The sequence below is a fragment of the Zhongshania aliphaticivorans genome, from assembly GCF_902705875.1.
Taxonomy (GTDB): Bacteria; Pseudomonadota; Gammaproteobacteria; order Pseudomonadales; family Spongiibacteraceae; genus Spongiibacter; species Spongiibacter aliphaticivorans_A.
Genome location: NZ_CACSIK010000002.1, coordinates 170845 through 185437, shown reverse-complemented (window position 1 = coordinate 185437; position 14593 = coordinate 170845). Strand labels below are relative to the sequence as shown.

The 14593-nt window shown below is 45.6% G+C and carries 13 protein-coding genes; 7 read left to right on the top strand and 6 right to left on the bottom strand.

Features of this window, described 5'->3' with window-relative positions; all coding sequences use genetic code 11:
* Window positions 1-4 precede the first annotated feature (4 nt).
* The 4 genes from AELLOGFF_RS14335 to AELLOGFF_RS14320 all read right to left on the bottom strand — a co-directional run bounded on the left by AELLOGFF_RS14335 (window position 5) and on the right by AELLOGFF_RS14320 (window position 4198).
* A complete protein-coding gene (locus AELLOGFF_RS14335) occupies window positions 5-1300 on the bottom strand; it encodes a WzyE family oligosaccharide polymerase (protein WP_159269584.1) in 1296 nt (431 codons plus the stop codon).
* Window positions 1301-1621: 321 nt separating this feature from the next.
* Window positions 1622-2098, bottom strand: coding sequence for a glycosyltransferase (locus AELLOGFF_RS14330; RefSeq protein WP_159269583.1), 477 nt, complete (start codon window positions 2096-2098; stop codon window positions 1622-1624).
* Complete coding sequence (locus AELLOGFF_RS14325; RefSeq protein WP_159269582.1) at window positions 2095-2544, bottom strand: UDP-N-acetylglucosamine--LPS N-acetylglucosamine transferase; 450 nt, start codon at window positions 2542-2544, stop codon at window positions 2095-2097. Before AELLOGFF_RS14325 ends, AELLOGFF_RS14330 begins: the two co-directional genes overlap by 4 nt.
* A gap of 214 nt (window positions 2545-2758) precedes the next feature.
* Entirely contained in the window at window positions 2759-4198 is a 1440-nt protein-coding gene (locus AELLOGFF_RS14320) for an undecaprenyl-phosphate glucose phosphotransferase (RefSeq protein WP_159269581.1), read from the bottom strand.
* A 921-nt stretch (window positions 4199-5119) separates the two neighbouring features.
* Here AELLOGFF_RS14320 and AELLOGFF_RS14315 point away from each other — a divergent pair.
* The 6 genes from AELLOGFF_RS14315 (at window position 5120) to AELLOGFF_RS14290 (ending at window position 11106) form a co-directional block, all read left to right on the top strand.
* The gene (locus AELLOGFF_RS14315) at window positions 5120-5335 is read left to right on the top strand and encodes a hypothetical protein (RefSeq protein ID WP_159269580.1); all 216 of its coding nucleotides are present in this window, start codon (window positions 5120-5122) and stop codon (window positions 5333-5335) included.
* A 151-nt stretch (window positions 5336-5486) separates the two neighbouring features.
* Complete coding sequence (locus AELLOGFF_RS14310) at window positions 5487-6623, top strand: polysaccharide export protein (RefSeq protein ID WP_159269579.1); 1137 nt, start codon at window positions 5487-5489, stop codon at window positions 6621-6623.
* Between the two features lie 150 nt (window positions 6624-6773).
* Window positions 6774-9047 (top strand): polysaccharide biosynthesis tyrosine autokinase, encoded by a 2274-nt coding sequence (locus AELLOGFF_RS14305; protein WP_159269578.1) that lies wholly within the window; start codon window positions 6774-6776, stop codon window positions 9045-9047.
* A gap of 992 nt (window positions 9048-10039) precedes the next feature.
* Window positions 10040-10525 carry a pantetheine-phosphate adenylyltransferase gene (gene coaD / locus AELLOGFF_RS14300; protein ID WP_159269577.1) on the top strand — a complete coding sequence of 162 codons (486 nt, stop codon included), beginning with the start codon at window positions 10040-10042 and terminating at the stop codon, window positions 10523-10525.
* A gap of 7 nt (window positions 10526-10532) precedes the next feature.
* Complete coding sequence (locus tag AELLOGFF_RS14295; RefSeq protein WP_159269576.1) at window positions 10533-10784, top strand: YfhL family 4Fe-4S dicluster ferredoxin; 252 nt, start codon at window positions 10533-10535, stop codon at window positions 10782-10784.
* Window positions 10785-10818: 34 nt separating this feature from the next.
* Entirely contained in the window at window positions 10819-11106 is a 288-nt protein-coding gene (locus AELLOGFF_RS14290) for a GIY-YIG nuclease family protein (RefSeq protein WP_159269575.1), read from the top strand.
* A 626-nt stretch (window positions 11107-11732) separates the two neighbouring features.
* On the opposite strand, the gene AELLOGFF_RS14285 is transcribed toward AELLOGFF_RS14290, so the two are convergent.
* Entirely contained in the window at window positions 11733-12191 is a 459-nt protein-coding gene (locus AELLOGFF_RS14285) for an EVE domain-containing protein (protein ID WP_159269574.1), read from the bottom strand.
* 85 nt (window positions 12192-12276) lie between these two features.
* Here AELLOGFF_RS14285 and AELLOGFF_RS14280 point away from each other — a divergent pair, with 85 nt between their 5' ends.
* A complete protein-coding gene (locus AELLOGFF_RS14280) occupies window positions 12277-12867 on the top strand; it encodes a DUF938 domain-containing protein (RefSeq protein WP_200842737.1) in 591 nt (196 codons plus the stop codon).
* Between the two features lie 77 nt (window positions 12868-12944).
* Here AELLOGFF_RS14280 and AELLOGFF_RS14275 read toward each other — a convergent pair whose 3' ends face one another.
* Complete coding sequence (locus AELLOGFF_RS14275) at window positions 12945-14462, bottom strand: OmpA family protein (protein ID WP_200842736.1); 1518 nt, start codon at window positions 14460-14462, stop codon at window positions 12945-12947.
* Window positions 14463-14593 lie beyond the last annotated feature (131 nt).

Genomic DNA, 14593 nt, shown 5'->3' with positions numbered 1-14593 from the left:
ACCATCACCTCCTACTATGATTTCTTATCGTCGACACCGAATCGCGAAGACCTATATCTATCAAACGAGAGAGAGCATAAAAAAGACAAAAAACCACAAAAACTGTAATCAGCCAGTATAAAAAAAGAGAGAACCCTCCTCTATGCCAATCAAACACTTTCGGAAAGAATCCAGACAATACAATTGCAAATGTAGGATACCTAAATATACCGAAATCAATCGCAACTAACACCGAAATTGCTGCAAGATAGTATATCAAAATACCCGCAGAACTCGCAGAAACCAGAATACCCTCACCAAATATTGTCGGTGACAGCGTAAGCTCTCTTAGGCTACCGACAACAAATTGGGTGTAATATGCTGAACCAGACAACATAATGTCAGGCTTCTCCTCCCAGAGCACTCTTGGCACCATTCTTAACAATTGATTTTCGAGCAATATCGTACCTGGGCACTGGACCACACCTCCAGCACTAGAACAATGCTCATAAATATTATAAAACGCATCAACTGGGAAAATATCGCCCTGGAGAAACAATAGTAATTGGGGTATGAACGCAAATCCTGATGAGTTTTCAGAGTAACCATATCTCATCATAGCCAAACCGCCAACTACAAATGGGAACAGACAAATTAGTGCAAGCATTGTTCTAAATTTAATTCTTCCCGTGTGGTACATAGTTAAAGTCACACATACGATTGACAACAAGAAATAAAACCGAAGCCCCACTGTAAACAAAAAAACAAGCAACCCAAAGCCGACAAAAGAAGCTGAGTAAAACCAAAATGCAGAGGTCTTTGCACTAGCCCATATTTTCCAAAAAAAATATGGCACAAAGAATGGCATAAACAAATAAAGCGCCCCTAAACCCCTTGTTTGTTCATATCGGGCCTCATAATCACCCATCGAGGATCCGAACCCCGTACTAGCTCCATACGCCAAAATCGAGATCCCGCTTGCCCAAAAAAGCAAATAAACAAACAGCCGATTCACTCTAGGCACATCATTCAGCGCCGAGTAATTAAACTGTTCAACCCTCAATTTTTTGCGAACATAATAGAACGCACACAAACAACAAGTAAACATGAACGTATATAGAGAAAACGCTTCTACATCAACGATTTTTAATTTATCCCGTACCAAAAGATTAGAATTAATAGTTATAAGTAAACTTAGAACCAAAAAAACAAGATGATAAGCCACCGCGAAAAGGAAAAAGGAAAAAGGATTTTTTTTAAATAATTTCTTTACCATGTACACTAACAAAAAGCATTGCAGTAATATTAAAGCATATTCCATCGTTCATTCCTTCAAGACCTATACCGGTGCAGGGACGCTAACCAGCCAAACCCTACGACACAAATACAGCCAAGACACAACAACCAATACAAATTTAGCCTGAACTGCACCGATTGCACTATCAACATTATCTATTTCTCTGTTCCAAGTGTGTTGGCGTACTAGCCCCAGAACTAACAAACAAATTTCACTCCGCAACTTGGAATTTCGATCATAAAAATGTGGAATTTAAATGCGTTCATACTCGCAAAAAAACGAGATCACAACACTGAACACCACTGCGCGTAAGCCCTCTATTTATCCAGACAAAAATTGGACGGTTTAACAAGCTACAAAGAACGCCCGCAAACTGTCAATAAGCATATCCCGACTGACGGAAGCATTTTCGCCTGCAGGCAACAATTCCGTCCGTCTTTTCAGCAACAGCAACATTTGCTCCTTATCTGAAACACGATAAACTCCAACAACTCCATTAACAGCATCCGCAGTTGCAAGCTGATGGTCGTTCCTGTGTTCACCCATGATGGCCAATCTAGGAAGGATAATTAGTGGCTTCTTCATTTTTTTCGCCGCCAGGATTGTACCAATCCCTGCGTGGCCAATGATTAAATCTGCCTTCTCAAAACATGCATCGTAAACTTCAGGCGTCATGGATGGGTGATATTCAACATTCTGGGGAACATAAGTTGTATTCCCTATTTGCGCCACCACTCCAAGCCCAAGCTGTTCAGCCAATTCGTCGACCATCTGAATTAATCGCGGAAATCCAAGCTGCGTGCCAACTGTTACAAATATCATAGGACAGACCCCATGTATTGAGCACCTGCGGCCTCAGCAACGTGCTCCCATTGCGACAACCACAAATCAGCATATTTCCTCGCCCTAAGGCCCGACATGGAAAAGGTCTCGGCGTTAGCGACGCTGTCTACCCAAACCGTTTTGATACCAAGTTTTTTCCCAATTGCTAGCGCTATTACACCGGGTAACGCGCCGGTAGAAATAATTACGTCTGGCCGCATCTTAATAAGCTGCCAAAAAATAGCAAACACACATAAAAGTGCTTTAATTGGCCGATCTCTGTTGCAATCGGGAATGATTGCGTACGAAGATAGCCCCTCTTCTTGGCTTGGCAGACCCGCCATTGTTGTAACAAAATGCGTTTGCTGACCTTCGAATGCCGGGCGAAGGAGCATGAGCTGCTTCCAATGTCCACCGCCGGAGGCGACTGCGAAAATTTTTTTCATTAAATACCAATCCGTAAAATAATTTATATCGGCAGTATCGAGCCACCATTTAAAACTAATATAGGATAAGAAAACACTCCCCTGAGCAAAGGAACACCACGGCACAATAAGAACCAAAACTCAGTATTAGCTTATAGATTTCAAGTTAAGTACATCCTTAGCAGGCAAAAATATTTTTGATTTCTTTGTGCAAAAAGGCTTTATTCACGAAGGTTTAGTACGCTTGCGGGGCGACAAAACCTTTAAAAACAGTGGCGCAGACAATTTTAAGATCCATCCAAACAGACCAATTTCGTATATAAAACAAATCAAACTCAATCCGCTTTTGCATTTTTTGAAGAGTATCCGTCTCACCGCGCCAGCCATTCACTTGCGCCCAACCTGTAATACCAGGCTTAACTAAATGGCGCTGCATATAGCCACTGATTTGATCGCGATATAGCTCATTATGAGCAACCGCATGGGGGCGAGGGCCAACAATACTCATTTTGCCCTGCAGTACGTTGATGAACTGGGGGAGCTCATCAAGCGAGGTTCTTCTAATAAAGGTACCAACTTTGGTAATACGGGCATCATTCTTTTGCGCCTGCACCACCACATTGCCGTTATCACAGGTGGTCATTGAACGAAATTTCCACACCATGATTTCTTCGCCGTTAATTCCGTAACGGCGTTGCTTAAAGATAACTGGACCCTTAGAAGTGAATTTTACTGCCGCCGCAATAAACAACATCGGAACTGCAATTAAACATAAAATGATTGAGCTAAGTACAACATCTTCCACACGCTTTACAACGGCATCAAAGGAATCAAAAGGGGTATCGTATACGCTTACTACGGGCAAACCGCCAATTTCACGGCTGCGTGCATTGAGCATTTTAAAGGTAAAAACATCGGGTACGATGTGAACGCAGCATGAACTATTGGCCAGAAACTCAACCAGTTCTTTTATGGTTTCTTCTTCTCGCATGGGTAGAGCAATATAAATATCATCAAACTCACCCGATCTAGCCTGCTCCTTTAAAAATTCAATATCCCCTAAGACTTGAAGCTTTTCACCGCCTAAAGGTCTACCACCTACCGTGACACGATTATCATAAAAACCCGCTATATCCATACCCATCCAAGGGCTTTGCAGAATACTTCTCGCCAACGTTAGCCCCGGTTCTTTAGCGCCAACGATAGCCACTTTGCGTGTGTTCACCCCTGTGCGGCGCATTTCTCGTAATACAATGCGCGCGGATACACGGTAAAAGCTAATGCCAACGGGGACAGCCAAGGCCCAAGCCACCATCACACCACCGCCAAAAGACTCATTTAAATCAAAAATAAACTCAAAGGTTAATAAGGTGCCCAGCACAATTAACCAAGTGGTAAAAACTGTTTTCACTTCATGGAGCAAAGACTGACCACGCCACGAAAAATACAGGCCATTTTTATGGGCAAGAATATGATAACTAAGGGAACCGACAAACGCAGCGACTTGGTAGCAAACCTCCCAGCCGTGGCCAGCTAAATTTACCAGCAAGGCCAGCAAGCCCCAGATCAGCAACACATCACTTACCTGATGCATGCCTACCAACATTGAATGGTGCTGCTTAATAAAGCCGCCTGACTGAATTGTATTACTCGCGCTTAACCGCTCGGTGCTCACAGCAACTCCCTCGCTTAGGAATGTTGTACTTCATTTTAGAAAGAGGGCAATCCTTTGACGACTTTCCTTGGTATTTCTATCAATTTGACGATTTGATCCTAGTTTAGAGACTTTATTCACAAACCATCTCTAGCCAGCCATCATATATCAGGCGCATTAAAGTTTAGTTGCAATATTGTGCTTTGCACTAAATTTGTTCTGTTACTGCATCCAAGCACGCAATTCTGCGCCATATGAGCGCAAAATCCAAGTGTCAATCCATGTAATTACTACACTTTTGCTTTTACGCGTTGGTTTTCACTCCCTTTACTTGCGCTCCGCCGCCATACTGATAATGTTACCCTGAGTAACATTTAAGCTAACTGAGCCCACACTAGGCAATAGCAAGTTGTAGGCCATTGTTTTGTTTTCCCTCACTTTTTTGTGAGTTTTTTGTATTATATAGAGGGCTGGTCGTAATGGGCTGATGGTAAAGCTCTGAGTGCGGCGGTATTTGGATCCCCGATCGAGTCGGGGATGGCATTGCTGGAGTCGGGTATCTAAGTGCGCGGAGCGAGTGCTTTATATTTCTACGCTGATTCAGAGTCTGGGGTATGTGGATCCCCGATCGAGTCGGGGATGACATTACTGGAGTCGGGGTGACATTGCAGGAGTCGAGGATGGCATTGCTGGGGTCGGGTATCTAATGTGCGCGGAGTGAGTGCTTTATATTTGTACGTTGAGTCAGAGCCCGGGGTATGTGGATCCCCGATCGAGCCGGGGATGACATTACTGGAGTCGGGGTGACATTGCAGGGGTCGGGGATGACATAGGTGGAGCCGGGGTGACATTGCAGGAGTCGAGGATGGGATTACTGGGGTCGGGTATCTAAGTGTGCGGAGCGAGTGCTTTATATTTGTACGCTGAGTCAGAGCCTGGGGTATGTGGATCCCCGATCGAGCCGGGGATGACATTGCTGCAACTGAGGATGGGGTGCTTTTGGTCATGTTTTTTGAGCAGCATTATGTTGATTGGCTTAGTTTGTGCCTTTCTGCACAAAATCAGCGCTGGCGTGAAGAAGGCAAGGTCGTTATGATTACACCCCGCGTATGGATGCGTCTTTATTTGTCAAATTTCGCTTTTAAGGGATTAGTGTGAACTGCAAAAAGAAACAGTGGGAATTTATCGATACAATAGCGAGCGGAGTATTGTCGTCGTATCGAGTATTTGACTTAGCCAATTTAATTCTTGTCTTATATAGCGCATTTGCGATTAAGACAACCAGTATCGCAGCAACGGATTTTCCTGCATGAATATTTTGAAAGCAAGCGCTTTTAGTTTTCTGATCATTAGTACATCAGCCTGCACACTTGTTCCTGGCAGCAATATGAATTCACTGAACTCGCGGTGGTTTGATGACACGCCCGAAAGCTACACCCCAGCGACACTTGATACTAGCTTTATTACCATTGACGCCACGGTTTTAAATCATTTAAATCAATCCACCCCCATTGGCGCCTCTCCCAATTTGGCGCTTCAAAAAGCCATGAGCGCTTACGAGTATCGCATTGGTCCCGGTGACGTATTGACCATTACGGTGTGGGAACACCCCGAGCTAACCATTCCCGCTGGCTCATTTAGAACTGCGGCAGAAGGCGGTAACGAGGTTAAGTCAGATGGCTCAGTGTTTTATCCCTATGCTGGCAATATTGCAGTAGCCGGCTTAACCACCAATGAAGTAAAAACACTGTTAGAAAACCGCTTAAGTTCGGTAATTAAAAAACCGCAAATAGACGTGCGTGTCGCTTCTTTTAATAGCCAAAGGGTTTACGTTACCGGCTCTGTAGCACAACCTGGCGTACTTCCCATTTCGGCTACTCCGCTAACCCTAGTTGATGCCATTGAGCAATTAGGCGGGCTAAGCAACAACGCATCCTGGGGATCGGTGACACTCACTCGTAACGGTGTAGCTAATACAGTTTCTCTACGGGCTCTGTATGAAGATGGTCGCTGGTCAGAAAATATTTTGTTACAAGACGGCGATTTAATTCATGTGCTCCGCAATGACGCCGACAAGGTGTTTGTCTTGGGTGAGGTGAACAGGCCACAAAGTCTGACCATGTCACGCAACGGAACCAGCCTGGCTGAAGCGCTAGCAGAATCCAATGGTATTAATGAAAACCGTGCCGATGGAAGAGGCGTATATGTTTTGCGCAACGCAGGCATCACTCATGACGAAGATGGCCTACCTGTTTATCACGCAACAATTTATAACTTAAATGCCGCTTCTGCTGTAGGCTTTATGTTAGCAGACAAATTCCCTTTGGAGGCCCGTGATGTGGTGTATGTGTCACCTGCACCCATTACTCGCTGGAACCGTTTTTTGAGCCAGCTGCTTCCCTCCATCATCGCCACGGATACCATTGGCGATGTTGAAAATAATTAATGTATTCAATAATGCCAACACGATTAAGCTCACCTAATCATGTTGGCATTATTAGTAATAGATAGTGAAAAAACTGCGCCTACCAGAGGGTTCGTGCGCGATTATCTTCTCAAGACTTAAAATATTTATCTGCATTCGGTACTGGATTATATGACAAGCCAAACCCCCTCGATAGACAGCAATAAGAACCCCATCCAAAGTGGCCGTCAACAACAAGATGACGAAATTGATTTACTGGCCTTGTTTGGCACCTTATGGGAATCTAAAGTGCTCATCGCCACCATCACCGCCGTGTTTATGGTGCTAGGCGTAAGTTATGCTTTGTTAGCCACTCCCGTATACAGAGCAAATGCCATCGTTCAAGTTGAAGAAAAGTCACCCAGCCTACCCGGCATGAGTGACGTCACTGAGATGTTTGGCGGTGAATCTGCCGCGGTTACCGAAATTGAACTATTAAAAAGCCGTAAAGTCATTGGCACTGCAATAGATGAACTAAACTTAGATATCATCGTTGAGCCACATTATTTCCCTATAATTGGTCACGCGATTGCGCGCCGCTTCCAAGGTGATGAGGGTGTATTTAACACACCCATAATGGGCTTTAAGAGCAAGGCTTGGGGTGGCGAGAAAATTAGCGTAACACGCTTTGCTGTACCCAGTTCTATGTTTAATGAAGAACATACTTTAATTACTGGGGAGAATGGCAGCTATACATTGGTATCACCAGAAGACGAAGTTTTACTTGAAGGGCACGCTGGAAAGACCACTAACAGCCAAGGCTATGAATTATTTGTTAGCGAACTACAAGCTCGCCCCGGCACACAATTTTCCTTAAGCAAAAAGCGCCGCCTCAGTGCCATCATCGCTTTACAGCAATTACTTGGTGCCTCTGAAAGAGGTAAAGACTCCGGCATTATTGCCATGTCATTAGAGGACACTGACCCCGCTCATGCTGAAGACATTCTCAATGTCGTTGCCGGCACTTATTTGCGCCAGAATGTAGAGCGCCAATCTGCCGAGGCAGCAAAGAGCTTAGCTTTTTTAAAAGACCAACTACCGACCATTAAGAAAGACTTGGAAGAAGCCGAACGCAAGTTTAACGAATACCAAGTACAAGCCGGCTCCGTTAACATCAGTGCAGAAGCTAATGCATTACTTGAACAGGTTGTTGATATTGAAGCTGGCCTTGCTGAATTACAATTAAAGAAAGCAGAGTTAGACCGGCTTTACACCCGCGACCACCCTGCCTACCAAGCGTGGCGTGAGCAAATGGCCGAGCAACGGGCTAGAAAGGAGCAGTTTAATGAGCGTATTAAAGGCTTACCCGAAACCCAACAAGAGTTGCTGGGTTTAAAACGTGACTTAGAAGTCGGCACCGAAATTTACACCCAAATGCTGAACAATATTCAAGAGCTGGATATTGTTCGTGCCGGCACCGTGGGCAATGTACGTATTGTTGATGATGCCGCTGTGAACGTTGAAGAGCCGGTTAAACCTAAAAAAGCGTTGATTGCCGTTATCGCAACCTTATTAGGCGGCTTTTTAGGTGTGGCTATTGTATTGGTTAGAGCCGCACTGAATCGCGGTGTCGAAAACCCTGATGACATCGAAGCCATTGGTATGCCGGTATACGCGTCTATTCCTTTATCAAACGAGCAAAGTAAACTCGACCGGGCCGTTCTGGGTAACAAAGCTAGAAGTCGCCGCCCCAAAAACCAGCACCCAACTGCATTACTTGCTCACCGCAATCCCACTGATATCACCATAGAGGCATTACGTAGTCTACGGACAAGTTTGCACTTTGCCATGCTTGAAGCCAGCAATAATATTATGATGATTTCTGGCCCCAGCCCGAACGTAGGTAAGTCTTTTATCTCTGGTAACCTTGCGGCGGTTATTGCTCAAGCGGGACAGCGCGTATTGTTAATCGATATGGATTTGCGTAAAGGCTATATGCACAAGATGTTTGATATGGGGCCTGAAGACGGTGTTTCTGACATTCTGAGTCAACGTATTAGTATTAAAGACGCTATTAAGCCCACCAAAATTGCTGAATTATCTGTAATGCCGAGGGGGACAATTCCGCCAAATCCGTCAGAGCTATTAATGAGTAAAGGCTTAACGGAGTTGTTGGAGGCTGTAAGCAGCGATTACGATTTAATTCTGGTTGATACTCCGCCCATTATGGCTGTAACCGATGCTGCGATTGTTGGCCGCCAATGTGGTGTCACAATGATTGTGGCGCGCTTTGGCCTAAACCCCATTAAGGAATTGGAAGTTACCAAGCAACGTTTTGAGCAAAATGGTATTAACGTAAAAGGTGTCGTCCTTAATGCCGTTGAACGTCGTGCGTCTGGCTATGGTTACGGCTATGGTTACGGTTACGGCTACTACCACTATGAATACAAATCGGATAAAGCGTAGCAACAACTACGCTTTATCCGCATATTGCAAGACCAAAAGTATTCGCTTCGCTCACATGGATACCCGATCGGAGTCGGGTATGACGTGGGTTTTAGGTCACATCCAACACCGTCACCTCGTCATCCACTACTAACTCCGCTGTCATCCCCAACTACCCTACCGTCATCCCCAACTTGATTGGGGATCCATAGCCCTCAGTGTCTTGCCTACTCCGCACTTCGCTAAACCGAAAGGCATTCGCTTCGCTCATCTCGATACCCGATCGGAGTCGGGTATGACGTAGATTCTTCTATGTCACCTCCAACACCAAATCGTCACCCCGACCACCCTACCGTCATCCACTACTAACTCAGCTGTCATCCCCAACTGCCCTACCGTCATCCCCAACTCGATTGGGGATCCACAACCTTCGGCGTTTTACCTACTCCGCACTTCGCTAAACCGAAAGGCATTCGCTTCGCTCATATGGATACCCGATCGGTGTCGGGTATGACGTGGATTTTTATAGGTCACCTCCAACACCCTACCGTCATCCCCAACTCGATTGGGGATCCACAGCCCTCGGAATCGTCCCTACTCCGCACTTCGCCAAACCGAAAGGCATTCGCTTCGCTCACCTGGATACCCGATCTGAGTCGGGTATGACGTGGATTCTTATAGGTCACCTCCTACTAACCCACCGTCATCCCCAACTTGATTGGGGATCCACAACCCTCGGAATTTTGCCTACTCCGCACTTCGCCAAACCGAAAGGCATTCGCTTCGCTCACCTGGATACCCGATCGGGGTCGGGTATGACGTAGCTTTTATAAGTCATCCCCAACTTGATTGGGGATCCATAGCCCTCGGAGTCTAGCCATCACACCAATAATCCAATTGCGCACCGAGCGCTTTAGTTGTAATGAGTTCATAGCATTATAATAATGACCGCTAACTTGTTACACATCACTATTTTCGCTACCATTTCTGCCCCACACACCCAGCGGTGATTTATGAAGCGTATTGTTTATCCAGGAACATTTGACCCAATCACTCGTGGTCATATTGATTTAGTGGAGCGCGCTAGCAAGTTATTTGACACGGTGGTCATTGCCGTTGCTAACAGCGAAAAAAAGCAGCCGATGTTCGCGCTCAAAGAACGCATGGATTTATGTGCCGAAGCTTTAGCGCATGTACACAATCTTGAGGTATGCAGTTTCACAGGTTTAACCGTGGAATTAGCTAGGGAACAGGATTGTACGATTATTTTGCGAGGCGTACGTACCGTCGCCGATTATGAATATGAGTTACAACTAGCGAATATGAATCGCTCACTAGCACCGGGAATTGAGACAGTGTTTCTCACCCCAGGTGAATCACTGTCTTATGTATCTTCATCGCTCCTTCGCGAAATTGCCAGTATGGGTGGTGATGTTTCCCGCTTTGTTCCTGACAATGTCAGTAAGGCTTTAAATTCCCGCTTTCCTCCGCGACAATGAGTAAACTATGGCATTAATCATCACTGATGAGTGTATAAACTGTGATGTCTGTGAACCCGAATGCCCCAACGAGGCTATTTATCAGGGCGACAGTATTTACGAAATAGATCCCAGCCGCTGCACAGAGTGTGTCGGTCATTTTGACGAACCTCAGTGCCAGCAAGTTTGCCCTGTTGATTGCATCCCTCTTGATCCTGCTCATATGGAAACAGAAGACCAGTTAATGGATAAATATGAGAAATTAACTACCTTGTCGTAAAACAATCGAATCTCGTCACCAAGGATGGTAACGCATGTATTCTCCCGCCGTGTATATTCTTGCCAACAAGCCCAATGGTACACTTTACATTGGCACCACGAGTAACCTTCAGCAGCGTGTGTGGCAGTATAAAAATAATTTAGTCGACGGTTTTTCTAAGAAATATGCTATCCATACATTGGTATATTTTGAACCATTTGACGAGATGTACCCTGCCATTTGCCGAGAGCGTCAGCTTAAGCGCTGGAATCGAGCATGGAAAATACAGCTGATTGAAAGTAGCAATCCCAAGTGGCTTGACCTTTATCCTAGTATTTTATAGTTCCCACTTGTTTGTGATTATACTGAGCTGGGGTTAACACCTAAAAACATTCGCTTCACTCACCTGGATACCCGATCGGGGTCGGGTATGACGTGGATTTTTTGGGCATCCCAACTACCCAACCATCATCCCCAGCTTGATTGGGGATCCACAACCTTCGGCGTTTTGCCTACTCCGCACTTAGCCAAACCCAAAAGCATTTGCTGCGCTCACGTGGATACCCGATCGGGGTCGGGTATGACGTGGATTTTTTGGGCATCCCCAACTACCCAACCGTCATCCCCAACTTGATTGGGGATCCACAACCCTCGGAGTTTCGACTGCTCTCCACCCTGCCAAACCCAAAAGCATTCGCTGCGCTCACATGGATACCCGATCGGGGTCGGGTATGACGTGGATTTTAAGTCATCCCCAACTTGATTGGGGATCCACAACCTTCGGAGTTTTGCCTACTCCGCACTTCGCCAAACCCAAAAGCATTCGCTACGCTCACATGGATACCCGATCAGGGTCGGGTATGACGTGGATTTTTATAGGCCATCCCCAACTACCCAAGCCGTCATCTCCAATTTGATTGGGGATCCACAAATTGCAAAACCTATTCCACTCCAAGCTTGGTTATCGCTTCACACCATTGATAATATTTGTCGCCACTCGTTTTCTTGCACTGGCATTATCGATAGACGGTTACCTTTTTTGAGCAAGATCATCTCCGCCAATGAGGGCTCAGCCTTGAGCTCTGATAAAGGAATGAGGCGTGGGAATTTGCGTTCAAATTTCACGTCGACCATAAACCAACGTGGGTTTTCTGGGCTCGCTTTAGGGTCGTAATATTTCGACTCTGGGTTTTGAGCGCTGTGATCTGGATACCCTTCTTTAACCACTGCTGCGATGCCTGCTATGCCGGGCACAGGGCACGAGGAGTGATAAAAAAACACTTTATCACCGCGTTTCATGTTATCGCGCATCATATTTCTGGCTTGATAATTCCGCACGCCATCCCAAGGTTCTGTGCCATCGGGACGGCTACACAAGTCATCTAGACTAAAGGCGTCGGGTTCTGACTTCATCAACCAATAGGCCATTGTTGTATTCCCTTAATAAACGCTACACTGATTTTTTATCTTCATTCTTCGACATCATGAAGATGAGCAACTCCGGCGGCCAAATATGAACATTGCTAAACCTTTTTCACAAGCCTGCGAAAATAATAAGCAGCCGATACTTAAACACCTCAAAACCGTATTGAAAGAATGCCACCATGTACTCGAAATCGGTAGTGGCACAGGGCAACACGCGGTGTATTTTTCTGCCAATATGCCACAGTTAATTTGGCAATGTAGTGATCGCGCTGAGAATATTGCCGGCATTTGCCAATGGCTTAACGATACCGCTCTTTCCGCGCCCTTAACCTTAGATGTACGGGATGATAATTGGCCAAACCAAAAATTTGACGCTATTTTCTCTGCCAATACCTTGCATATTATGAGCTGGGAAGAAGTGGAGTTATTCTTTCACAGAGTTAATACCCAGCTAAAAGCGACGGCGTTGTTGTGTATTTATGGGCCTTTTAAATACAAGGGCGCATTCACTTCTGAAAGCAACGCCAAGTTCGATCTCTGGTTAAAAAACAATAATGCTTTAAGTGGCATTCGCGACTTTGAGGCCATTGAAACCCTTGCCCATCAAGCTGGGTTTACTTTACAAGCTGACCACCAAATGCCGGCTAACAATCAACTGCTTATCTGGCAGCGCGGATAACATCCAGCCAAAACATGAGCCCATAAAAAACCCGGCCTAGGCCGGGTTTTCGTCTAAACTTATTGTTTAATCACTGCTTAGTAATCAAACTCATCTTCAGACATTTCATACGGCTCATACTCTTCTTCAGCCGCAGGCTCTTCCATTAGCATATCGTCTTCAAGCATGGAATCGTCATACATTGGCTCTTCAACTACGGCTTCTTCAGCCATCGCATCTTCAACCATAAGCTCTTCGTACATCATTGGCTCAGCTGCCACGTCATCGCTGCCCAATACTTTCAGCTCAACACGACGGTTTTCTGCACGTCCAGCTTTAGTATCATTGCTAGCAATTGGCTGCTCTTCACCATAACCTGTTGCCGTTAGGCGGTTGCTTTCAACACCACTGCCTACCAAGTAGCTTTTCACTGATTTGGCACGGTTTTGCGACAAGTTCATATTGTAGCTATCGCTACCTGAGCTATCAGTGTGACCTTGTAACTCTACGTTGAAGCCAGGTGAGCTAGCCAATGTTGACGCCACGTCATTCAGGATTGTTTCTGCATTCATGGTTAACTTGGCGCTATTAAGCTCAAAGTTAACACCACGCAAAATCACGGCCTGGTCTTTGGCACAGCCGTTTGACATAACGGCTTCACCAGCCATCGTATTAGGACATGCATCATCGGCATCAACAACACCGTCGTTATCACTATCAATTGGGCAACCTACAGCGTTTACTTCTGCACCAGCAGGCGTGTTTGGGCACTGATCAAGATAATCTGCAACGCCGTCGTTATCGCCATCAAGTGGGCAGCCAACGCTGTCTACTTGCACGCCACGAGGTGTACCAGGGCATTCGTCCATTTCGTCAGAAACGCCGTCACCATCAGCATCTTGTACGCCATATTGAGCGTCAAAGAAATTATAGCGAAGACCTACTAACAGGCTTTGTGCGCTGTATTCAGTTTCAATTTCAGTATCAGCTGTTGAAAAGCTAGCATCTTCAGACATGCTATAGCGGTAACCCGCGTCAAGTGCCAAACGTGGGGTAAGGTAATACGTTACACCTGCTCCCAACTGGCCAATCATGACGTCATCATCTGCTCCGCCGGCATCAAGATTAGCTTGACCCAAACCAAAACCGATATAAGGCCGCAGACGCTCTCCGGCAGAGAAGTCATACCATAAGTTACCCATCATTGAGCTGACTTCTAGTGAGCTGCCCGCACTCAACCCACCACTGTTCTCGATATCGTTCTCACCCTGACGATATTCAAATTCTAAGCGATATGGGCTTTCAAACTTATAACCAAAAGTAACACCGTAGCTAAAATCGTCGTCGTAGCTTGTTTCGAAATTGGCTGTATCCCCAGCACCACCACCAAGCAAACCACTTAACAAACCGCCAACTAATGGTAAATCGCCAACTAGAGCACCAAGACCACCCGCATTTTCTGTTGTTACTGTACCGTCTGCGTCAAATACATTGTTATAAAAAGCGTTGCCACCAATGTAGTAACCTTTTTCCTTCTCGGCTTCAGCCATAGCTACGCTCGCCGCAGATGCGAAAATCACACCGGCAGCAAGGGCAGTTTTCCATTGCTTACTCATAAACATCCCCTGAATCATTAAAGTTCTACCTTTTTTATAAAGTGTAAATTACCACGCTAGCGCGCGGCGTCATACACGATTAGCAGTATACCGAAACATAATAGCGTAAAATTGTTATTTAAAATGCGTAC